The organism is Deltaproteobacteria bacterium (assembly GCA_016210045.1).
Taxonomy (GTDB): domain Bacteria; phylum UBA10199; class UBA10199.
Genome location: JACQUX010000014.1, coordinates 48295 through 70431, shown reverse-complemented (window position 1 = coordinate 70431; position 22137 = coordinate 48295). Strand labels below are relative to the sequence as shown.

Here is a 22137-nt window from a genome sequence, read left to right as displayed (position 1 = left end):
CGTGTCGCAGTGCCGTTATACCCGATGCACGTATTCCAGCGGACGGTCGCGCAGTTCGTTCCAATGGGTTTCGATCCACGTCACGACGTCGCGTAATCCCGTGGCGAGCGGGGTTGCTGGCTGCCAGCCCAGCGTGGTGCGGGCCTTTGTGGCGTCGATCAGGTAGGCCGCGTCTTGGCCGGGGCGCTCTGCCACGTCGTTGACGAGGTCGGGCCACGCAACCCCGAGTAGGGTTGCGAGCTGGGCGACGACGTCGCGCACCGCGACTCCGTGGTCCGGTGCCAAGTGATAGATTTCGCCGACCGTGCCATGTTCCAGAATCGCGAGCTCGCCGCGCGAGATGTCGCGGATATGGATATACGATTTGACCGCGCGTCCGCCGCCGTGCAGCGGGATTTTCGCGCCGCGTTTGGCTGCAATCGCAGTGCGCGGGATGATCTTATGGAGTTGTTGGTGGGCGCCGTAGACGTTGGTGGATCGAACCCAGAGCGCGGGGAACCGATATTGGCAGACGAAGGTTTGTAACAGCATATCGGCCGCAGCCTTGGAAACGGCATACGGGGTGCTCGGATGGAGCGGCGCGTCTTCATGGAGCGGCTGCGCGCAGCTGCCGTAGACTTCCGGCGACGAGATCTGCAGATACCGTTCGAGCCACGCGCAGCGCCGCAGCTGGTTCAGCAACACGGCGAACGAGGCGACGTTGGTCTGCATCCAGTGTTCAGGGTGCTCCCAGCTCGGCCCGACTTCACTTTGGGCTGCAAAGTTGACGATCACGGTGGGACGCCACGCTGCTAAGGCCTCCATGATGCTCGGCAGCGCGGTATTGAGATCGGCCTGGAGAAAGCGCATGTGTGCGCGGCCGTGGCGATGATACGCGGCGAAGAGCGGAGTGACTTCCGGCGCGCGGCTGATGCCGAGCACGTCGTAACGGCCGGTTTCCAACAGTACGTCGATGAAGTCGGCGCCGGAAAAAGAGTTGCTGCCGAGTACGGCGATGCGTTGACGCGCGGTCATCTCTCTGCTCCCTCCCCCTCACCCATTGGCAATGGTGAGCAATGCTCCTCTTCGTCGCATTGCTATCGTCGCTGCCGCGAACTATGCAACGGCCAAGGCCGCTGCGTTCTTGCCCCCCCCAAAGGGCGAGGGGGGCGGTGACCCCGCCTGCGGACGGGGTGTCATCCGAGGCCGGCGGCCTGCATTGCGCGGATGTTGTAGTAGCGCGTGTCGGTCAGCGCGTCGGGGACGCGGCCGTCACGGAGTGCCGCCGCGACGTCGCGGATGGCGTGATCAACCGTGAGCGAGGGCCGAAATCCCAGCTCCTCCGCGATGCGTTCCGAACAAATATGATACGAACGGAGATCGGTCGTCGGTTCGACGCTGATTGCCACGTGGTCTCCGACGATCGTGCGGACTCGCTCGGCGATGGCCGACAACGTCAAGTTTTCGCCGCCGACATTGTAGGTTTTTCCTGCGATCTGCGCGTCGTCCCACTGTAGCGCGTGACAATAGGCCTCGACCATGTCGTCGATATGCAGATTGGGGCGGCGCTGTGTGCCGCCGAAAACGGTCATTCGGTCGCGCAATACCGCGTGGGCCGTGAGGATGTTGACGGTGAGGTCGAGTCGCAACCGTGGCGCGAGTCCGCAGACGGTGGCGGGGCGCAGGATGAGCGTCGTGAAATCGGGCGACTGCGCGTCGCGCAAGATCGCTTCGCACGCGGCCTTGTAGCGGGAATAATCGGTCAGCGGTTGCAACGGGGCCGACTCCGTGACGTGCGGAGCGTCGTTGATGCCGTAGACGCTCGACGACGAGGCGTAGATGAAGCGTCGCACCTGCGCGTGTTTCGCGGCTGCGACGCACGGCGCGAACGATTCGAAATTGACCGCGCGACCGAGGGTCGGATTCAGTTCGAAGCTCGGGTCGTTGGAGATGCACGCTAAATGGATGACCGCGTCGGCGCCGCGCAGCACGGCGGCGACGCAGGCCGCATCGCGGACATCGCCTTGGATTTCCTGCAAGGCACGGTGTGGCACCAGGACGCCGCGGCCGTACAGATACCAATCGAGCACGCGCACCGCGTAGCCGTCGCGTAACAAGCGCGGAACGAGGCGCGACCCGACATATCCGGCGCCGCCGATGACGGCTATCGTGCGGAAATCTGTCATCGCAGGTGAATCCTTTCGTAGTTTATCCGAGTAAAGAATGGAGGAATTTCAACAGCCCGACTTTTTCGACTGCGGCCCGATTGCCGACTTCGCCGACGTGCATCGCGCCCGCTGCGTTGCCGATCAGGCCGAGTTGTGCGGCGGGCAGGTTATGCGTGGCGCAAAGGGACGAGATGGCCAGAAAGGCGTCGCCGGCGCCGAGCGTATCGACGACAGTGTTCGTGAGTGCCGGCACCCGACACACGCCTTCGGTCGGGCTGTAAATCACGCAGCCTTGATAGCCGTGCGTGATCGTTACGTAGCGGGCATGAAACCACTCCTGCAACGCGACGATCAGTTCATCCAGCGGCCGTCCGCGGGCATGCAGCGCCAGACGCGCTTCCAGTTCGTCGATACAAATGTAATCCGCGCGTGGATATTTGGTGACGAGGTTGAACCCGATATTGGCGCTGTTGGTTTGCGCATTCACGGCCAAGAAGCGAGCCTGTTGGTCCAGGATGGCGATCGCCTCGGCGCTGATGGTGTTGTGGCCGAAGTCGGTGACCAACACGACGTCGTATTCAGGGGCCGCGCGATGCAGAAAGGCCGCGAGTTGCGTATCGTCGTCGATCGGGGTTGTGGGATCGGCGAGATAACTGATTTCGAAGAATTTGCGCAAATAGCGCGGCTCCACGTAGCGACGTTTGAGGATGGTCGTCATTCCTTTGCGATAAAAGAGATGCGGCTGGATGTTCGGTTTCAAGTGATGACGGATGAACGATTCGTGCGTCCGTTCTTCGCCGAGGTAGCCGGCGACGTCGACGCGTTTGCAAAAGTTCGCGACGTGGTTCGCGGCCGCCAACACGCCGCCGGCAAACATTTCCGTGGAGAGTGAGCGGGTGTTGATCACTTCGCCCTTCAACGATTTCCCGAGCGGACTACAGTAATGGTATTCGTCGAGGATCACGTCGCCGACTACCAACACGCGGAGGTCGGCAAACGCCTCAATGGCCGTGCGGAGCGCGGCGAGCGTCTGTTGTTGCCGATGTGTTTGCAAAAACTCCGCGGCCGCGTCGGGATACGGGAAGAAAAATTGATTGATCAGATTGGTCGAACTGAACGTTAATTCGTCGGTGAACACCGCTTGGCCGCCGACCGCTTCGACCGCCGCGACTTCCGCGGCGATTTGGCCGGTGACGTCTTGGGCGGGATCCGTATAATCGCTCCCTTTTACATAGCGATCGGGCCGGAGTCGCGTGATCGTTTCCACGGCATTGGGCCAGGCGTTGATCACGACGTAATCGACGCACGACAACGCGGCAATCGATTCGGCGCGCAGCCGTTCGGTGAACACCGGCCGGCCGGGGCCTTTATTGACGTAACGGTCGGGCGTGACGCTGACCACCAGCCGATCCCCGAGTCGCGCCGCGGTTTCCAGATGCCGGATATGGCCGGGATGCACGAGATCGAAGACGCCATGGCAGAGGACGATGCGGCGTCCGGCCGTGCGTTCTTCCGCTAATTGCGTCCGCAACGGTTCGATGTCGAAGAGCTTGCGGCTGGTCGCTGCCTCCATGGGGGGACAGGGTACGAGAATGGTGTGTGTGGGGTCAAGCAAGTTTACGCCGCGCGCGGTCGCCCTATGACTGTAGCTGCCGAAACCACGCGGCGGTGGCGGTGGCGATGCTGTCTGGGTCCCAGACTGGAGCGCCGTGCCAGTCCTCGATTTGCGCGACGGTACGGCGGACGCCTTCGGCGAACGGGACGGACGGTTGCCAATTGAGGGTCTCACGGGCCTGGCGGATATCGGCGAAGGTGCAATCCGGTTCGCCGGGACGCTTGGCCACGTGAACCACGTCGCCGCCAAGTAACGCCACAAGTTGATTAACGCTGTAAGTCCCACCAGAGCCGACGTTCAGCACCGCGCCGCGGCACGCGGCGTTCGCTGCAGCGAGAAAGGCCGCGACGACGTCGTCGACATACGTGAAGTCACGCGTTTGCGTGCCGTTGCCGACCACGGTGAACGGTTTGCCGGCGAGTTTTTGCGCCAGGAACGTGCCGAACACCGCGCCGTAGCTGCCGTGGGTGCGCGCGCGCGGGCCGTACACATTAAAGAGGCGTAAGCAGACGACGGGCAAATGATACACCTGGCACCAGTGCAAAACGAGTTGTTCGCCTAAGTGTTTCGTGAGTGCGTATGGATATTGCGGTTGGATCGGCGCGGTTTCCGGCGTCGGAAATTGCGTCGGGATGCCGTAGCACGACGACGATGCGGCGTAGAGGAAACGCTGCGCGCCCACGGCCCGCGCGGCTTCAAGCATCGCGAGCGTTCCGGCGACATTGGCGCGAAAATAATCGGCCGGCCGTTCGATCGACGGGACGATGTCCGCCAACGCGGCCAAGTGAAAAATCCAATCGGCTCCGCTGCAATAGGTCTGCAATGCGGGTGCGGCGCTGATATCCACTTGATGGATCGTCAGCCGCGCGGAGAGTCCGCATGCCGTGAGATTGCTGAGTCGTCCAGTCGCCAAGTTGTCGAGCACGACGACTTCATGCCCGTCTGCGAGCAGTCGTTCGACGAGATGACTGCCAATGAATCCCGCTCCGCCGGAGACGATCGCGCGCCGGGCGCTCATGGCCGTTTCCCCTTCCCCTTGATCCGCTTCAGCTGGGCGTTGATTGCGGCCATGTCGAACTGCGTCGGGTCGAACGGGCCACCGAGCCATTCGCTGAAGGTCTCGTGTTCCGGGTGGGCGGGATCGGCAATGGCTTCCAGTAAGCCGTAATAGCCGGGGACGCCGCCGCAGTCTTCGGGTGGGGCATTTTGCTCCCCGGCAATGCACACGGGAATGGTCGGCGCGTCGGGTCGTTCGGTCCAGCGTTCGAACACGACCGCGTGTTCCCAATTGTCGCCGAAGTCGTAGGTGTAGGTGCACGACTGTTTCGCGCGCTCAAAAAAATCCGCGAGCGGCAAGCGGCCGTTGATTTTTTTGCGGGGATAGGTGTCGCCGATGCCGAATTCGTGCAGATGCGACTCTTCCCATTGAAAGAGTTGTTGAATGACTTTGTGGAGATTGTCGAACGTGAACGTCTGCGGGACGAGGACTCGCCGCCAAATGAGCGGATCGGACGCGATGAGCGAGACCTTGAATTGGAACATCTTCGACATCGTGGCGCTCCCTCTACGCGAACTGCGCGCTATCGTCCATCGTGTTGTGCTGCGGATGGTGGAGGGGGTTCACGGCAGACGGAGACGTGTGAAAGGCATCGTAATGACTATGTATTTAGTCGTGCTGTTAGCCGACGCTGACTTGCTCCCCTGAATATCATTGGCTTTTTTCGATAGTTGGGCCCCACCTGGGATGCCTCCCGGACCCTGCTCGCTCGGTTAAATGGCGTTGTGACGCTCCAAGAAGGCCTGCTCTAGGCCGGTTCTGGCAACTTATGCGACGTTTCGGGCCGATAACCATGGTATGGGGATCCCGGAGCTGCCACCAACTTGGGCGAAGGCAAATGAGTATGCGGAGCAGCAGCTGCGGGCGGCCGGGTATTCGCGGGAGGCGGATGCGGTCCGCAAGTGTCGGGAAGAGGGGGGACCGGCCTGCGCCTCGTTGATGACGCAGGAAGAGGCGTATGCGGCGTACCAACAATTTCTGCAATTGGTCAATCAACCCGCTGCTCCGGCGACGTCCACGACGACAGCGGCGGGGGCCGCCGTGCCGCTCGCGGTGCCCACTGCCCCAACCACTCCGGCTCCCGCGCCGCGCTGGATTCCGCGCGTGATTCCCGGAGGTGGCGGTGTCCCGACACCGACACCCAGTCCGGGGCCGGTCGGCGGGGCCGCGCTCACGACGGCGGCGGCTGCGGCGGTCGTGGTTGGCGCGATGCTCTACATCATGCATGACTCGGCAAAGTATGGAAATTTCCTGGGCGGTTTGGAACAAGGCGGCAAGGTGTTGTTGCCGCATCCTGGCGCGCCCTGTCTGCGCGGTTGCCACAACGAAGGCGTACAGCGGCGGTTGGGACAACCGTTAACTCCAGACATTCGGCCACCATTCCCTAGGACGTGGTCACATCCTCCGGTTCCGCCTGACGCCGACCCGGGCCAGGCCGAGAAGGCACGATTGACTCCGGAGCAACAGAAAGCGCTCCGTGATTTTTTGGGGCAGCTCGATGCTCCGCCGCCGACCGGCGATGCATTGCCCGACACCGATACCGCGCGGCGGTCACGGGAACTCGCCGAGGAAGCGAAGCGTAAAGAACAGGCCGAGCGCGAAGCGCAGGAAAAGGCAGATCGGGCTCGCGAGGAAGCGCAGGAGGAAGCGCGGCGCCGTGGCAATGGCGCGCCGAATACGCCTGCCAGGCCGGTACCGGTGACGCCGGCGGACGACAAATACCCCGCCCCGCCGGCCACCTCGCCGACGGAGCCGGTGGCGAAAGAGGGAACGGGCGCGGCACCGTCCACTCAACCGGTGGCCCCGGCTGCGCCGAAGGCCGTTCCACCGCCTGCCGGTGACGACGACGCGCCGTTGCCGGACGATTACGGCACGGACAAGGCCGCGCGGATCACGGATCCGAATAAGCAAGCGGCCCAGATTGCGGCCAATGTCGTGGCGATCCTCGCGTCGCATGGCCTCCGTCATGTCGATCAGAAAGCCGTGGCCCGTGGGGTCCACGATGAGATGGCGCATCACAAAGACAACAGCGGCTATCGTCGTAATGGGAACGTCGCCGCAGCGGACATTCCGGACGTCCAGCGGGCCGTAGTGGCCGAGTATCTGGCGGCACAAGGGGGAAAAGCGGTTGCGGAACATGCCCCGATGGTCGATGCAATCGTGGCCGAACTCTTCAATTCCGCCAAGGGGCGTGCGGCGACACGCCATATGAGTCCGGAACAAGTTGATCGTCTGCGAGAGGTGTTACGGGATCAGATCGATTCGGCGCAGGCGGATTTTCTGCAACGCGAGGTCCCGAATCTCGATCCGTCGCTGGCGGGACAGCCGTTTGAACATTTGCCGCCGTGGATGCAGGACCTCGGGCGGAACCAAATCGCGCAGATGGCGCGCGAGGCGTTCCGGACCGCGACCATGCAGCCGCACGCGGCTCGTTAATCATTCCCACTGATCACTGGAGGATTTGTCGCGCGGCGCGGAGGAATGCGGCTGCTGAAGGATTCGTACGGCTGAGTGGATCTGGATTCGGGCTGAGTGCCAAGATCGCGTCGAGCGCGGGATCGGGGTGGTTATCGGCGTCCGGTGCTGCCAAGATGACCCGCAACTGTGTGAGACGGGCATCTGTCGTGTCCTTTCCCGTTTGCCGGGCCTCAGCGGCGGAGCTGCTCAGAAATCGCACTAACGCATAGTCCAACGCTGCGTCCCGACTCGTGTCCCATCCGCGCACGCTACCGAAATGTTCGGCGGGGTTGGCAAGCGCGGCGGGCGCGCATGTGTCGACGTCGAGATCGGGGTACAGCGCGTGGATCGCGCCGGTGAGGTTGGGCAGCGCTACGCGTGTGGCCCATTGCCGGCCGGCCTGCACCAAGCCGACGCGTTGTGCAACATGAACGATGCCGGTCTTGGCGCGCGACGTGAGCGTTCGTGGGTCGGCGCGGGGCTTCAGTATCCGGATGGCGTTCAGCAGAAATCGATCTTGTTGCCATAATGTCGCGCCGGATTGTTCTCCGGATCGCTCATCGATCAGCGCGGCAAAATCGCCCATGGCCTGGAAAAACGGTGTGACAATGGCCGTGTCGCGCTCGTTGGTCCGCTGAATCAACCGTCCGAAACAATAGAACGCGGAGGCGACGACCAGCCGATCGGCGGGCGGGGTCGTCTGTAAATTTGTGGCAGCGAAACAGACCAAGGCCTGGCTCGTGGTCTGCAGGGCCGCGCGGGCGTTGCCCGCATCATGAGGGCGACGCACCAGATCGAAGGCCGTGATGACGTGCTGCACCGTCGTCCCGAACGGCGTTGCCGGTTTGGCGGTCGCCGCGCGGCGACACGTGGCGAAGAGTGCCAGTTCCTGATCGAGAAAGCGGAGACCGGGACGTTGATGCGGTCTGGCCCCGCGTTCCACGCGGCGAGGGGAGGTGTTGCCCCCGCTGCTGCCGTGGGGGATCTGGATCCGGGATCCATCCAATACGTTTCGAAACCCCATCGTGTTCACTCTTTCAGCACACCGACCGGACGGAGTTCCACTACGCCCGTGGCCCATCCTTCGGTGAATACCACGTCCATGACGTCATGAATATCTTTGTAAGCCCCGGGGGCCTCGCCCTTGATCGTGCTGCGGCCACTGCCTCCGGGAGCATGTGGTTCGCGGTGGCCGGAATCCCGACTGCCGTGTTGTTTTTCTCGCTTGGCCGTGCGTTGTTCGCGCATCAATTCCTCGGCGGTGACGAGGGCGACCCCGCGCATCGACTTGGCGAAATCGGCATCGGAGATGGTGCGCATGCGTCGTTCCGCCGCGCCGTCGTCCCAAGTTTCTTCCGTGGTCAGTCGGACGCCGAGCGCCTCGCTGCGCGACAGGCGGCGTCCCGATCCGTGATTGACGCTGGCCAGGGAGGCTGTGCTGCCGGATTGGCCGAGTGCCACGTAGCTGGCCGTGCCCATCGAGCCGGGGATCAGGATCGGTTGGCCGAGTGCGGTGAACCGCGTCCCCGCCATCCGTGCGGCGTCGAATGCCCGAGTCGCCCCTTTGCGGTGGACGACGAGTTCTTCCTCCCCATGCCGCTCCGTATACACCATGTTATGTGCGACATCGTAGACCGGCTTGGCGTCCATGTGCGGAAATTCTTCGCGCAGGGCGAGCAGCACCAGCGCACTCACGACCACGCGATTCGCATACGCAAAATTCGCTGCGGCCTGCATCGCTCCGAGATAGGCATCGCCCTCCGCCGTGTTGATTGCGAGCGGATACACATCTTTGACGGAGGTCGTCTGTCCTGCGGCCAGACCCAAATTGCGCGCCCGTTGGGCATAGTGATCGCCGACGGCGTGGCCCAATCCGCGTGAACCGGTATGGATCATCAGCGTGATCTTGCTGTGCTGCAGTCCCAATGCGGCGGCCGCGTCGGCATCGAGTACTTTATGAATCCGTTGCAGTTCGACGAAGTGATTGCCTTCGCCGACCGTTCCGAGCTGCCGCTCGCCGTTGCGTCGTGCCGCTTGGGGGACTGCAGCGACATTACCCGCGAGGGAGCCGCCGTGTTCCATAAAGTCGCGTTGCCGGACGATATAGTCCGTGGTGAGCAAATCCCATACCGGGTGGGCGTTGCGTGTGGCGGCAGAAAGCTCCGGCAATGCGGCGATGCCGTGCGCCAGGATTCGTTCGAGGTCTGCTGGGGCAAGCTGTACTGTATTGGTCTTGTGGCCCAGATTGACGGCTGCGGCCGCCTGTCGCATCAGCGCGTAGACGTCATCCTGATCGCCGAGGTCATTACGATGGAGCCCGGTTGCAAACAGCGTCATGCCGCAACAGATGTCGCCGCCGATCGCCTTTGGGAAAATTGTGCCGTTGGTGCCGAGCACAAACCCATTGGGAAGTCCTGAATTGGAGGCATGGATGTCGGGCATCCCCAGCGCATGCACGACTCCGGGGAGCCGAGCCGCGCGTTCGGCCTGTTGCCGGGCCAGCGAACTCACCGGAACCCGCGAATTTGCGTAGATTTTCTGAGTGGGTGCTACTGCTCCGTGGCTACAGCCTCGCAGTCCAGCCGACATGTCGTGTCCTCTCGATGGGCCATGGATTCCCCTTGAGCTGCTATACCAGTATCGGCCGCACGGCGAAAAAGTTGCGTATTTTGTTTAGCGTTGTCGAGATCTCAGGTCCGGGACTGTTCTTTCCGCTGGGCCATCTCCAGGACCTTGATGTCTTCCAGATCGCCTGGTCGGCCAGCAGCGCGTTTGGATGCGATCAGGTCATCGCGCGAGAGCGCCGGGATGAGGATGGATTCGACCTCGAAGAAGACCTTCTGCTGCCAGGCACGAAGAAATTCGATTCCTTTGACTTGCGTGAGTACGTCGAGCCGGAACAAATCTTTGAAGATCGTCACTTCCGTAACGGCAAGCTTCTCGGCGGTGGTCAACGCTGCAGTCCCGAATCCGAGCGCCTCCAATGCTTCGAGACAATGAACGGCGTTTGTCGCCGTTGGATTGATGAAGATGTCGATGTCTTTCGTCGCGCGCGGGAATCCGTACGCGATCACGGCCATCCCGCCGATCAGGAGGTATTCAACCCCGTGGTCGTTCAAGCACCTGAACAGTTGTAAATGAGGACCGATCATCCGACAGTTTTACCTTGTTGGGGCCCTTGGCGTTGCTCAACGCGTCGACGAAGGGGAGCCATAGGAACGCCTCGCGGAGCCGCTCATTCGGCGTCATTGTGAGGTGCCACGCGACTTTGGCTTCCAAGGTTTCTTCTTCGAATCCATAGGCGATGCCGTATTCCACAGGAGGAAACATAGCATGGGGCGTGTCGGGGAACCAGGTAAATTCCGTGGATGGTGCGCCCTTCGCGTTCAATGCCGACAGTCAAGTCACTCGCACGAAAAATTGATCGAGCAGGGTTTCGGACGTTTGTTCGATCCATGGCTGCCATTGGCCGGCTGCCACCCGTTGTGCTGCGAGGAGGCGCACCGCAATGAAGTAGCCGTATTTGACCCACGTCTCCCCGCGGTTGATGGCAAACGGGTGCGGGGGCACCAGCGGCGATACGTGTTCGTGGCGGCGCTGCGTGCTGGTCAACAGGGTGCCGTTCCACCAATGCGCCAAATGACCGATGATCTGCGCCCACTCGGCCTCCAGGTGGGCGAGATGGGCATCCGGCATGGCGACGGCACGGGCCTCAGGGAGCGCGAGGAGTTGCATCGTGGCGAGGCATGCTAACCCTTCATGGAGTAGCGTGGCGAACAGGGGGCGAAAGGCGCGGGTTTGAATGAGGGTCCCGATCCACCAGTGAGTTAATTCGTGGATCAGGATCCTGTCGAGATCGTGCGCCGCGATTTTTTCGACCGAGAGTGCGATCCCGCTGTCGATTTGGCTGGCATTGAACGAGGCCCCGAGACAGAGGTGGATCGGAAGGCTGGCGCGTGGGAGCTGCGTGATGCCCAGCCAGTCGCGCACTGTTTGGCTCCACTGTTCGGTCCGTGCGGCCAACGATTCCATCCACGGGCGGGGTGTGAGGAGTTGTTCCCGCCATGCGGGCCATTGGTCTGCGGAAAATTTCATCGGGGCTTGCCCGAGTCCATGGAGGGCGGTGTTCCAACACGGCAGTACTGATTGGAGACAATCGACATACTCCGTTACGGTCGTCGCTGCGATGCGGAGCGGTGTGACGTCATCGTGTATGACGAAGTGCGGTCGCACTGCGGCGGCGGCAGTGCTGGAGCCGTCGCAAGCGGTTGGCGGCGACGATGCGATATCCTCCCACTGCGCGATGCAAGTGCGCAGCGCGATTGCGAGCGATCGGACGTCCCGATACTGCGCGCGTTCTGCACGCCATTCCCCCTCCCGTACCCCATTGTGATAAAACTGGAGTGGCACGACGAGACACGCCGCGCGCCCGCCCGCACGGGTCCAGAGTCCCGCTTCACAGGCCCCCGTGGGCAGCGATTTCGTCGCACCGATTTTGGCGGCTTCCGCCCAGTGCACGAACGCCGTGTCCAACGTGGCGATGCGATCTTGACTCCGCACGTAACAACCACCGCCGCAGGCGACTTCATATTGCGGGTTTTCGCCAGCGGCTTCGAGCGAAAGCAGAAGTGGCCACTGTCCCGCCGTGAACCCCAACTTGTCGCCTGCGCGACGGAGCGTAAAAAGTCCGCCGCCGCCGATTTCTTCGTCGAGGGTCAAGACGCCGAGGACATCTTCCGGAACCTGCTCGGCGAAGCACTGCAGCAGAAGGGCGCAACCGAGATGATCGTCGAGTCCCCAGCCCTCCACCCATGCGGGATCGGCGTCGGGGCCGTTGCGGTCTGGCGGCAACAGGTAGAGCGGTAACGGATATTGCGTAGGGGAACGAAAGGAGATCCATCGTTCATGAAAGCCGCGCACGGCGTGGTCGATGACGACCTCTTCCAGCGCGTTGCCGTCGGCATCCACCAGTCGCCAGGCCGTTCCGTTCCACCGCTCTCGTCCGCCGCCTTCCACCCGAGCGACGTAGCGATAGGGTCCTTGTTGCATCGGCATGACCCGAGTCACGATTCCACCGGGATGGTCTAAGTGGGCCTGCACGATGCAGCGAATCTGACCATTTTGTATTTTACGATACCATTGTTCAGGCGACGTAGCGCCGAGCAGCATGTTGCCGTTGGCATCCAGGCAGCGGCGAATTGTATGTTGTTCCAGCGTGCTTTCCCATCGTTGGCGGCTCTTGTCATTCCAACGCCAACGAGGAACAAGCGGAGTTTGCTCGACCCACTCGATCCAGGCCGCCGTGTCGGGGACCTCAGGGCGGGGCTTCGTTACGGTTGCTGCGACCGTGGTTACAGATACGGCTGATGTACGGCCCATTCGTCCTCCGTCGGGGATGCCACGCGCAGTCCTTCGACGCGCTGTTCAAAGATACGCTGGATCGACATCGCGACGAGTTCGCGGTGCGCGTCGCAGTGATTGGTAAAAATGGTGCCGGTGGTCCAATTCGTGCCACGGGCGGCCGCCGCGCATCCGCCGCCGCAGGTCAACGCAACGGAGCAGCGCGCACACGGTTCGTACTTTCCGACATGTCGACTCTGATACGTTGCATAGCGATCCGCCATCGCCACGGTGCCGGCGCCGTCAAACGTGCCGACGCGCAAGTGTCGATTCCCTGCCTCTTCATAACAACTGTAGATGTCGCCACGATGATCGAGCAGGAAGGCGTTCGGCATGTTTTGCATACAGAAGTTCGTGCGATGGAGCGGCACGCCGCTCTCGGCGTCGAAGATGCCGGCCACGCGGGACATCTTGCGCTGCAGCGGCGTGCGCATCGGGATCGCCATTTGCTCCATGCGGCGTGTCAGCGTGGCTGGGGAGAAGAGCGGTTTCGGATCGGCCTGATTAAAATGATTATGAATCGCGGCGGCGTAGATGGAGACATTCGGGTGGCCGATGATTTCTTCGCGTTCCAGATCATCCCAGAGGAGTTTGAGCGTGTCGACGGTCTGTTTATTCGTGTTGGTGCGGAGGTTGATTTGTACGCCGCGATCCAAGAGCCGGTGAATATTGGCGATGATTAGATCGAAAGTTCCGGCTCCATAATGGGTGATGCGGCTCTGATCGTGATGCAATTTGCTGCCGTCGAATGAAATTTGCAGGGAGTTGACGAGTCCGCAGCGGACGCCGAAGAACGGAAGACAATGATCCAGTGTGGTGGCATTGGAAATGGCCGACACACTCATTTGGTAGTCTTGTGTATATGCGAGCACGCGTTTGAGGGCCGGGTAGTTGCGTTCCAGAAACGGTTCGCCGCCATAGAGATTGACGGAGACCTGACTCATGCGCGGCACTCTCGGGTAGAGTTGTGGGAGGACGCGGGTGAAGATCCGCTCCACTTGCTCGCGTGTCATGACCGCCGCCGCCCCTTGGCCTTCTGCGGCGCGCATCGGATTTTGGTAACAGTACGCGCAGGCCAGATTGCAGTAGTAGCTCGCGACGAGCATGAGAAATCCGGATGTCTGACGTTCTTCACAGATTTGCGCGTGGAGCTTCGACACGTAGGTTGTGAAGCTCTCCCACTCGGCCTCCGGCGACAGCGTGGTGACGTGACCGCGTTGGACCAGAAAATTGATGATGGCCGTTGCATACCGATCATCGAGCGGGTGTTGCTGGCGCTGCGCTTGCTTGAGCCAATGCCCCATCGCGGCATCGACGTCGTCGATGGCGCCGGTCACACCGTGAAACAGGATCGAGCTGCCGCGATGAGAAGGATAGATATTCAGATATTGGCTCGCGTAGTGCGGCATAAGGACCTCAGTCGTGGTACGCCTGGATTACCGTGGGGTCCGGACGGTGTGGCACAGTGCCTGGAATCACGGAATCGCAAATAATTTCACACGGTCCCACAGGCTGGCAAATCTCGTCGCATACAGTGTCGCATGGCGACGGCTTCACGGCATCGCAAATTTCATCGCAGGGGTCGTACGTACGATTATCGTGCCCTCGAGAGGCGAGCAGTGCATGTGCCGACTCGGAAAAACGGTGCGCGCCGCGCAACGGTATACCCCAGCCTTCCCGAAGCTGGAGGTTGATCGATGCCACAATCCCCGTCATGGTCGCCGTCGGGGTGTTGCGCTGTTGCGGGATCGCTGTTGTCGATCCGGCAGCGATCTCTTCCGCAAGGATTCCTTTGCTACGCGTTGTGGACTGCGATTGCATCGGCGGACCTCCAATCATCATTGTTGCTGTTCGAATATTGCAGATCGCGTGCCATCGTGATGCCCAGAGTAACGCGTTCAGAATCCACGGCGTTGCGTGACGGCGTACTCATGTGGGGCCGCGGTGGTGCAGCGATCTGCATGCGGATGTCCGAATTTTCGAACACAGTTTGCGGCGGATCATCGTCTGCGTCGTATGCGCCTCTTGAAAATATTACGCATTTTCTCGCGCCGCCCCTGGCATGCGCTCTGCATAACGGAGTCGTTACGTGGGGTGGGAACGTGCAAACTTTTACAAAGGAGCGTCGCGTGAAGATCATCAGAACGAGCGAGGGCGTTATCTTGAGTCATGGCGTCGATACGAAATCGGAAAAGTCGCGCGCCGGGGCGTTGCGTGCCGACAGCAACGATCAGTTTGTACGCCTCTCATTGAATCTCAGTCGGCGACTGCATCATTTGGGGGTGGCGCAATATGCGGGGAATGTCGGGAGTTGTGACGGGAATTGGTGCGATGGCATTTTGTGCGACGGCATTTTGTGTGACGGTATTTGCGATGGGATCGTCTGCGACGCCGATTGCGATGCCGTCTGCGATGCGATCTGCGATACCGTCTGCGATACCGTTTGCGATCAGGTCTGCGACCAGATCTGCGATGCCATCAAGGCAGCGTAATGTGCAGTCAACTGCATTGACGAGCCCGGGGAGGATATATGACCGGAGTGCGATCCGTGGTGCGGTTTGGACAGGTGAATTGTAGCGGCGCTCGATGGACTGTGCCGGACGCCACTTTGCTGCCCCGCTGTGGCGCGGTCCATGGCAGCGGGCAGTCCGGCTACCAGTCCGCGACTCCGGGCTGGGAACGGCTGCTCGGAGGGCGCGCGGCGGTAGAGCCGCCGTGCGATTGTGTCTGCGACAATATCTGCGATGGGATTTGTGACGGCATCTGCGATGCCATTTGCGAAGCGATTTGCGATGGAATTGTCTGCGATGCGAATTGCGATGCGGTGTGCGACGCGGTCAGTCCCTGCGACGGGATTACGTGCGATCGGGTCTTGCCATAAGACGCCAACTCTGTTTACATGAGGTCGCTATGCGCAGCGTTGTTCCAGTATTGATCCTCGGCAGTCTCAACTTGAGCGTCCAACAGCCGTTTGCCCTCGAACGGGATCGCACAGAGGGGGTGAACGTCGCGGAGCCGACGTGTGGGTTTGACCGGCTGCATGAGACCTATGCCCGACTCGTCAAAGGTCGTCCGTTGGGGGAGTCGCGCTGCGAACCGATTTGCGATGGCATCAGCTGCGACAAAATCATTTGCGATAAGGTCTGCGACACGATTTGCCAGCCGGTCTGCGATCTGATTTGCGATCTCATTTGCGAAGAAGTCCACCTCTGTGCCGCAGTGTGCGAGAAGAATCAGGCGGGATGATCGGCTGCGCGCCCGGTACGATAGCATTCATCGTGTTGTGCCGCAGGCCATTGTCATCGCCCTCGGCAAAAGCCGTCGTAATCGGTGAAGCCGGGGAACGGGCGGTGGGGGGCGCAATGGGTGCAGGCGGGGTCGCGGCCGAGGCGGAGTTCGTGGAATTCCGCACGGAGCGCGTCGTAACAGAGGAGTCGGCCCAACAATAAGTCACCCTGTTGGAGAATCAGCTTGATCGCTTCGACGGCTTGCAACAGGCCGATCACGCCAGGGAGGATGCCGAGCACGCCGGCCTCGGCGCATGACGGGGCCAGGTCCGGGGGCGGCGGCGTGGGATAGAGGCAACGGTAACACGGGCCGCGACCGGGCCAGAAGACCGATGCCTGGCCGGTGAAGCGATGCACGCTGCCGTGCACCAGCGGTTTTTGTAACAATACACACGCATCATTAATTAAGTAGCGCGTCGGGAAGTTGTCGCTGCCGTCCAGGATCAGGTCGTATGGGGCGAAGAGTCGCTCGATGTTTGCGGTCGTGAGCCGTTCCGCATACGGCTCCACGCGGACTAGCGGATTGATTCCGTGCAGCGTCTCGCATGCCGAATCCACTTTGCGGCGCCCGATGGACGCCGTCTGATGCAGGATCTGGCGTTGGAGATTGGACAGATCGACCACGTCGTCATCGACAATGCCCAGCGTGCCGACGCCCGCAGCCGCCAGATACAACGCCGCGGGGGAGCCGAGGCCGCCGGCGCCGATCAGCAAGACGCGCGCGGCGCGCAGTTTCACCTGTCCCGCTACTCCGACTTCCGGGATGCGCAAGTGGCGCTCATAACGTTGCTGTTCGTCCGGCGTGAACGGAAAATCCGTCGCGCTGTCGCACGGCAATCCCGCCGCGCGCCACGCCCGCAGCCCGCCGCGCATTGAAGCGACGTTGGTGTAACCGAGTGCGACGAGTGTCGCCGCCGCGCGCTTGGAGCGCACGCCCGCGCCGCATTGGCAGATGATCGGCGTCTGTCGATCCGGGACGAGCGTGGCAATAGTCGCCGCGAGGTCGTCAAGCGGCAGAAGCACGGCGCCGGGGATATGTGCCTCGCGCCACTCCGCAGCCTCGCGCACGTCAAGGAGCACCGTGCGCGGGTCGGCCGTGCGCCGGACTTCTGCATCGTTGGGGGAAATTTCGTTGCTTGGTTGATCCGTCATCCGCGTGCATCATCATCCGGATCGCGGACAAAGATCAAGTTGCCATTGAGCCGCCCCACGCGTAAGTGCATTTGAATGGGGACAGGTACCTTGCGATGCCTGCCAATTAAGGATCTGAAGGTACCTGTCCCCATTCAGATGAATTCAGCCGGGGGTAGGTGGTGGGGTGTGCGTTAGGCGACGTGAGTCCTCTTCCACGGGATGAGGCGGGCGGAGTTCAGGATGAACGCGAGTTCGGAACCGACATGGATCAGGACGGCCAGCAGCGGCGTGAGGTGTCCCGTCGCGGCCAGGGCCATGCCGAGCAGGTCGACGCCGATCGTGCCGAAGAAATTGGCCATCACGATCCGGTGACAGCGGCGCGCCAGCCGCACGGTCAGCGCGAACTTCGTCAGGTCGTTGCCGATCAGCACAATGTCGGCGCTTTCTCGTGCCACATCAGTGCCGGATCCCATCGCGACGCCGACCGTGGCCGCGACCAATGCCGGCGCGTCGTTAACGCCGTCGCCGATCGCCGCGACCCGCGCGCCGCGGTCCCGCAAGGTGCGTACATGCTCTGCTTTGTGGGCCGGCAGCAAGTCGGCGTGGACTTCGTCGATCCCGACTTGATTTGCCACCGCGCGGGCGATTTGCGGCGTGTCGCCGGTGAGGAGCACGGGCCGCACGCTGAGGTGGCGTAGTTGCTGGATCGCATCGATGGCGTCGGGACGTACGTCGTCGGCGATCTCGATCGTGCCGATGAAATGCCCGGCGTGTGCCACCCAGACGTGCGAATGCGGCGTGATGTCGATGTGGTCGTCTTCGACCGCGATGGCGTGATCGGCCAGGTGTTGCCGGGTTCCGACAACGGCCGCTGCGTGCTCCACGCTCCCAGTCACGCCGCGACCGGGCGTGGAATGAAAATCGGTCGCTGGGGCGAGGACGATTCCGTCGTCGCGGGTGCGCTGCACGATGGCGCGGGCCAGCGGATGCTCGGAGTATTGTTCCAAGCCCGCCGCCACGGCGAGGACTTGCGTCGCGCCGGCATCGCCATACGGTTGGACACGAATCACGGTTGGGGTGCCGAACGTGATCGTCCCGGTCTTATCGAGCACGACCGTTTGAATATTGCGCAGCGCCTCCAAATAGACGCCGCCTTTAATGATGACGCCGTGGCGGGCCGCGCGGCCGATCGCGCCGAGGATCGCGAGCGGGGTGCCGGCCGCGACGCCGCAGGCGCCGGCCACGAGGATCACGGAGATCGTGGCGCGGACGTCGTGCGTGATCAGGAATGTGATGAACGCGGCACCGAATGCGAACGAGACGAGATAGCCGGACAAACGATCGGCGATGCGTTGGATCGGGGCGCGTGTCGCCTCCGCCTGCTCCACGGTGGTCACAATGCGGCCGAAGGCCGTGTCGTGGCCGATCTGCCGCGTTTCCACTTCCAATGTGCCACCTTGATTCATCGTGCCGGCGAAGACGTCGTCGCCCGGATGCTTCGCGACCGGCATCGATTCGCCGGTGATCGTGGCTTGGTCGACATGCGAATGGCCGCCGACGACTGTGCCATCGACAGGAATGCGGCTCCCCGGTTTAATGAGCACGATGTCGCCGAGCTGCAGCTGCTGCAGCGGCACGGTAGTTTCTTGCGTGCCGCGCCGCACTATTGCCGTTGGCGGGAGTAACGTCAGCAAATCGTGAATCGCGTGGCGGCCCCGCGCCACGGTCAGCGACTCGATCCACTCCGCGATCAGCACGAAGAAGACGATCACTGCGGCCGTAAACAATTCCCCGATCGCGATCGCGGCGACGAGCGCAATCGTCATGGAGAGTTCCATCGTCATCCGTCGCGCGCGGAGCGCGGCCCAGGCCTCGCGATAAATCGGCAGCCCGCCGCACGCCGTGGTCAGTAACGCGATCAGGTCGACTGGCGCGACATACTGCCAGAGCCGCAACCAGCTCGCGAGCACGGCGAGGCCGACGAGGCCGATGCGGATCAATTCGCCGCGTCCCTGCGCGGGCTCATGTTCGTGGAGTGATGGCTCGGATGGTGGATGCGCGGTCATGTGTCGTGGTGGTGTAGCGAACCCGGGGCGGGTACGCCATGAGAATCATAAAGTGCGTAATGGGACGCCGTAAGTATTACGGCCTAATATTTCCAGCGCGGCGTGGTGAGGGGTCGTGAGGGTGTAGAGCGGCGCGGCCGTAGTGTCGCAGCCAGCGTACAGTTGCAATGTCAGTGCGGCCAACGAAGCATTGATGCAAGCCGGCGTCGTGCCGTTGGGGCTTTCGTATGGTAAAGCGACGCAATCGACCGCTGTGGCTTGAGCCGAGCCGACTACGGTATGAGTGCCGTTATGCGCGACGAATACCCACGCGAGCGGCGCGCTCGGGCGTGGATGATTGATGAGGCGATGGAGTTGGTTGAATGGAAAAATCTGCTTGCCGATGCGCAACCAGAAGAACGCGAGCGGTGGGAGGCTGCAGGGACCGATCCGCAACTGCGCGACGGCGGCCTCAAAAAAGGCATCAGGGTGTTCAATGAAGTGGGAACATTGGATCCAGCGATACTGCTCGGCGTGGGCGCGGCCCCAATTGTGGCCGAGGCTTCCTTCCCATCCGTCGATCGGGATGCATTGCGTGCCGAGACACAGCGTGCCGTGGGCGATGCAATGCGGATATGGCGTAACGACTTTCGCTTTTGGAAACGGGGCGCGATACATCCACTGATATGGATACGGTACGACTGGCGGATGCGGTGAAGGGTCGAGTGATAAATCCCACGTTATGGCGGGCGGTCCGGCGATTGCGCCTGTGGCATGGCGCGGCGTCAACGCGTGACCATCGATCGCGATCCACTGATGCGGATCAGCTGATAGTGTCGTGGAATTGATGGCCGTGCGGTGTCGCAGCGCCACGGGTTGCGGCAACGTGCTGTCGAAATAAGTTCCCCACAATTCCGTGCGCACCATATCCGGAGCGGCCTGGCGGGCCAAGAGCGTGTAACGCAGCCACAACGCGCGGCGGTCGGTCCCGGGCGGATGCAGTCGAAGGAAATAACTTTCATAATGGTCTCGACCCACGTGGGCTGGATACTGTAAGGCAACGAGGGATTGGACAAATGCGGCGTGATCCATAGAATGCCGCCCTCGTAGCGCACTTGTGACTCGTATGGAACAGGTACTTCTCACCGGTTTCCCCGGATTCTTGGCGGCGCGTCTGGTGCGCGACGCCCGCGCAGCGGGCCGTGCCGTCTATTGGCACTGCCTTGTGTTGCCGAGCGAGCTCGCTGCCGCGCATGCGTGCGCCGCGACATTGGGACTTGCGGCTGCGGACTATCGCATTTACGCCGCTGACATTCGCAAGCCGGGCCTTGGTCTCCCGGCCGCCGATCTGCAGGCCGTGCAGAGCGTAGTGCAGCGCTGTTTTCACTTCGCCGCGCTGTACGACCTAACCGCCGACACTGCCACGAGCCGGATCGCGAACGTGTTCGGCACCGCGAATGTGCTCGATTTTCTGGCCGGCTGTTCGCAACTGCGTCGCTTCAATTACATCAGCACGTGTTACGTCGCTGGGACGGCCGCAGGCGAGATTCTCGAAGATGCGCTGCCGACGGCGCCGCAGTTTCGCAATGCGTACGAGGCGACGAAATACGAAGCGGAACAGTTGGTGCGCGCGCGGATGGCGCAGCTCCCGACGACTATTTTTCGTCCCGCAGTCGTGGTCGGGGATTCCGCCAGCGGCGAGACGCAGAAATTCGACGGCCCGTATGTCTTGATGGTCTTTTTGCGCAAGATCCATCGGCTGTTGTGGGCATTGCCGAATTTGGGGCTTCCGACCTCGTCATTCAACGCGGTGCCGGTCGATTTCGTCGGCCGCGTGATCGGTGCGGCCGGGTTCGACGACGCGTCCGATGGGCAAACCCTGCACCTCGCCGATCCCGAACCGCCATCGACGGCCGAGGTCTTCGACACGATCGCACACCGCATCGGTGGACGGCATCCGTATGCCATTCCCGTCGCCGCGCGTTGGCTCTTGCTGCACTTGCTCCGGTGGTTTCCGCTCAATTTGCTGACCGGGATCCCGGCGCAAACCATCGACTACTTTTTTCATCGTGGCCGTTTCGCGACGACGAACTTGCAGGCCGCGTGCGCGCGACATGGCATTCCGATTCCGTCGTGGCGCGCGGTGTATCCGCCAATCATCGACTTTGCGATTCGCTGGAATCGGCCGTTTCATAACGCCGGCTTGCTGCGGCAATTCGATCGTTGGTGTCACGGATTTCAATGGATCTACGGCCTGTTGGCCCTCGCGTTCATCGTTGCGCCTAGTACGATCGTGACGTTACTGACTCGTTGGGATGCTCCCGCATCCAGTGCGTTGCTGCAGCAAGATCATCCACTGTGGCGACCGCTGGCGATCTCGTTCTTGATCGGTCTGATGCTGATTGTGACGGCGCTGCGGCGCGCGCCGACGGATATGGCGTTGCATCGGTATATGATCGCCGTGAAAACGAGCTCGACGCTGCTGTTTATCGGACTGGCGCTGTTGCACGGCTCGGTCGCACTCGCGCTGAGCGCTGGTACGGACGGCACGATTGCCCTGATGCATACGCTGTTCCTGCTGCAGCTCCAACGCGGCCGCGCGTTCGGTCCGGCGCAGCGGCAAAAAGTCTTTGTGGCACGATTGCTGCCATATCGCTTTCTGCGCGCGTTTTGTCGCTCCTTTGCGCCCGACGCGCTCACGGCCGCCGATGAAGACGCGATGGTCGGAGAGATCGTGCAGCATGTGCAGCGCTTGCCATGGACACTGCGGTACGGATTTATCGCCGCTTGTTATCTGATTATGTACCTCGTGCCGCTCCGCTACGGCTATCTGCCGTATGTGCTGTTGTCGGAACCGCAGCGGCGGCGGTGTCTGCAGCGTTTGCAACGCGCGCGGCACTGGATGATCCGGATGCCGGTCTACGGATTGAAAACGGTCTGTGCGCTGTATGTCTACAAACAACCTTCCGTCCAAGCCGCGATCGGCTACAGGTAA

General features: G+C 61.9%; 18 protein-coding genes. 5 read left to right on the top strand and 13 right to left on the bottom strand.

Annotation, left to right across the window (positions count from 1 at the left end):
• Positions 1-15: 15 nt before the first annotated feature.
• The 5 genes from HY696_04345 to HY696_04325 form a co-directional block, all read right to left on the bottom strand.
• Positions 16-1014, bottom strand: a complete 999-nt coding sequence (locus tag HY696_04345) for a GDP-mannose 4,6-dehydratase (GenBank protein MBI4237635.1) — start codon at positions 1012-1014, stop codon at positions 16-18.
• 161 nt (positions 1015-1175) lie between these two features.
• Positions 1176-2165, bottom strand: a complete 990-nt coding sequence (locus HY696_04340) for an SDR family oxidoreductase (GenBank protein ID MBI4237634.1) — start codon at positions 2163-2165, stop codon at positions 1176-1178.
• 22 nt (positions 2166-2187) lie between these two features.
• Entirely contained in the window at positions 2188-3720 is a 1533-nt protein-coding gene (locus tag HY696_04335; protein ID MBI4237633.1) for an adenylyltransferase/cytidyltransferase family protein, read from the bottom strand.
• A 64-nt stretch (positions 3721-3784) separates the two neighbouring features.
• Positions 3785-4780 (bottom strand): NAD-dependent epimerase/dehydratase family protein, encoded by a 996-nt coding sequence (locus tag HY696_04330; protein ID MBI4237632.1) that lies wholly within the window; start codon positions 4778-4780, stop codon positions 3785-3787.
• Entirely contained in the window at positions 4777-5313 is a 537-nt protein-coding gene (locus HY696_04325; protein MBI4237631.1) for a plasmid pRiA4b ORF-3 family protein, read from the bottom strand. The genes HY696_04330 and HY696_04325 overlap by 4 nt, the downstream gene beginning before the upstream one ends.
• Before the next feature lie 304 nt (positions 5314-5617).
• On the opposite strand from HY696_04325, the gene HY696_04320 reads away from it, so the two are divergent.
• Positions 5618-7255: a hypothetical protein gene (locus tag HY696_04320; protein ID MBI4237630.1), complete on the top strand. Its 1638-nt coding sequence runs from the start codon at positions 5618-5620 to the stop codon at positions 7253-7255.
• A gap of 13 nt (positions 7256-7268) precedes the next feature.
• Here HY696_04320 and HY696_04315 read toward each other — a convergent pair whose 3' ends face one another.
• From HY696_04315 to HY696_04295, 5 genes are all read right to left on the bottom strand, one after another.
• Positions 7269-8300 (bottom strand): hypothetical protein, encoded by a 1032-nt coding sequence (locus HY696_04315; GenBank protein MBI4237629.1) that lies wholly within the window; start codon positions 8298-8300, stop codon positions 7269-7271.
• Between the two features lie 5 nt (positions 8301-8305).
• Complete coding sequence (locus HY696_04310) at positions 8306-9787, bottom strand: RtcB family protein (GenBank protein ID MBI4237628.1); 1482 nt, start codon at positions 9785-9787, stop codon at positions 8306-8308.
• 179 nt (positions 9788-9966) lie between these two features.
• Positions 9967-10428, bottom strand: coding sequence for a nucleotidyltransferase (locus HY696_04305; GenBank protein ID MBI4237627.1), 462 nt, complete (start codon positions 10426-10428; stop codon positions 9967-9969).
• Between the two features lie 247 nt (positions 10429-10675).
• Positions 10676-12655: a hypothetical protein gene (locus tag HY696_04300; GenBank protein ID MBI4237626.1), complete on the bottom strand. Its 1980-nt coding sequence runs from the start codon at positions 12653-12655 to the stop codon at positions 10676-10678.
• Complete coding sequence (locus HY696_04295) at positions 12628-14085, bottom strand: radical SAM protein (GenBank protein ID MBI4237625.1); 1458 nt, start codon at positions 14083-14085, stop codon at positions 12628-12630. Before HY696_04295 ends, HY696_04300 begins: the two co-directional genes overlap by 28 nt.
• A 720-nt stretch (positions 14086-14805) precedes the next feature.
• Here HY696_04295 and HY696_04290 point away from each other — a divergent pair.
• From HY696_04290 to HY696_04280, 3 genes are read left to right on the top strand one after another with little or no spacing between them, the layout of a single operon-like run.
• Positions 14806-15168: a hypothetical protein gene (locus HY696_04290; protein MBI4237624.1), complete on the top strand. Its 363-nt coding sequence runs from the start codon at positions 14806-14808 to the stop codon at positions 15166-15168.
• A 38-nt stretch (positions 15169-15206) separates the two neighbouring features.
• A complete protein-coding gene (locus HY696_04285; protein ID MBI4237623.1) occupies positions 15207-15557 on the top strand; it encodes a hypothetical protein in 351 nt (116 codons plus the stop codon).
• A 29-nt stretch (positions 15558-15586) separates the two neighbouring features.
• Entirely contained in the window at positions 15587-15922 is a 336-nt protein-coding gene (locus HY696_04280) for a hypothetical protein (protein MBI4237622.1), read from the top strand.
• Positions 15923-15975: 53 nt separating this feature from the next.
• On the opposite strand, the gene moeB is transcribed toward HY696_04280, so the two are convergent.
• The 3 genes from moeB to HY696_04265 form a co-directional block, all read right to left on the bottom strand.
• Positions 15976-17115 carry a molybdopterin-synthase adenylyltransferase MoeB gene (gene moeB, locus HY696_04275; protein ID MBI4237621.1) on the bottom strand — a complete coding sequence of 380 codons (1140 nt, stop codon included), beginning with the start codon at positions 17113-17115 and terminating at the stop codon, positions 15976-15978.
• 173 nt (positions 17116-17288) lie between these two features.
• Positions 17289-19163, bottom strand: a complete 1875-nt coding sequence (gene cadA / locus HY696_04270) for a cadmium-translocating P-type ATPase (GenBank protein ID MBI4237620.1) — start codon at positions 19161-19163, stop codon at positions 17289-17291.
• Between the two features lie 45 nt (positions 19164-19208).
• Positions 19209-20180, bottom strand: a complete 972-nt coding sequence (locus HY696_04265; protein ID MBI4237619.1) for a hypothetical protein — start codon at positions 20178-20180, stop codon at positions 19209-19211.
• Positions 20181-20268: 88 nt separating this feature from the next.
• Here HY696_04265 and HY696_04260 point away from each other — a divergent pair, with 88 nt between their 5' ends.
• The gene (locus HY696_04260) at positions 20269-22137 is read left to right on the top strand and encodes an SDR family oxidoreductase (GenBank protein MBI4237618.1); all 1869 of its coding nucleotides are present in this window, start codon (positions 20269-20271) and stop codon (positions 22135-22137) included.

Excerpts from the sequence above, each read along its gene's own strand:
- HY696_04345 (MBI4237635.1), bottom strand. The coding sequence starts at position 1,014 with ATGACCGCGCGTCAACGCATCGCCGTACTCGGCAGCAACTCTTTTTCC.
- HY696_04340 (MBI4237634.1), bottom strand. The coding sequence starts at position 2,165 with ATGACAGATTTCCGCACGATAGCCGTCATCGGCGGCGCCGGATATGTC.
- HY696_04335 (MBI4237633.1), bottom strand. The coding sequence starts at position 3,720 with ATGGAGGCAGCGACCAGCCGCAAGCTCTTCGACATCGAACCGTTGCGG.
- HY696_04330 (MBI4237632.1), bottom strand. The coding sequence starts at position 4,780 with ATGAGCGCCCGGCGCGCGATCGTCTCCGGCGGAGCGGGATTCATTGGC.
- HY696_04325 (MBI4237631.1), bottom strand. The coding sequence starts at position 5,313 with ATGTCGAAGATGTTCCAATTCAAGGTCTCGCTCATCGCGTCCGATCCG.
- HY696_04320 (MBI4237630.1), top strand. The coding sequence starts at position 5,618 with ATGGGGATCCCGGAGCTGCCACCAACTTGGGCGAAGGCAAATGAGTAT.
- HY696_04315 (MBI4237629.1), bottom strand. The coding sequence starts at position 8,300 with ATGGGGTTTCGAAACGTATTGGATGGATCCCGGATCCAGATCCCCCAC.
- HY696_04305 (MBI4237627.1), bottom strand. The coding sequence starts at position 10,428 with ATGATCGGTCCTCATTTACAACTGTTCAGGTGCTTGAACGACCACGGG.
- HY696_04300 (MBI4237626.1), bottom strand. The coding sequence starts at position 12,655 with ATGGGCCGTACATCAGCCGTATCTGTAACCACGGTCGCAGCAACCGTA.
- HY696_04295 (MBI4237625.1), bottom strand. The coding sequence starts at position 14,085 with ATGCCGCACTACGCGAGCCAATATCTGAATATCTATCCTTCTCATCGC.
- HY696_04285 (MBI4237623.1), top strand. The coding sequence starts at position 15,207 with ATGACCGGAGTGCGATCCGTGGTGCGGTTTGGACAGGTGAATTGTAGC.
- HY696_04280 (MBI4237622.1), top strand. The coding sequence starts at position 15,587 with ATGCGCAGCGTTGTTCCAGTATTGATCCTCGGCAGTCTCAACTTGAGC.
- moeB (MBI4237621.1), bottom strand. The coding sequence starts at position 17,115 with ATGACGGATCAACCAAGCAACGAAATTTCCCCCAACGATGCAGAAGTC.
- cadA (MBI4237620.1), bottom strand. The coding sequence starts at position 19,163 with ATGACCGCGCATCCACCATCCGAGCCATCACTCCACGAACATGAGCCC.
- HY696_04260 (MBI4237618.1), top strand. The coding sequence starts at position 20,269 with ATGGAACAGGTACTTCTCACCGGTTTCCCCGGATTCTTGGCGGCGCGT.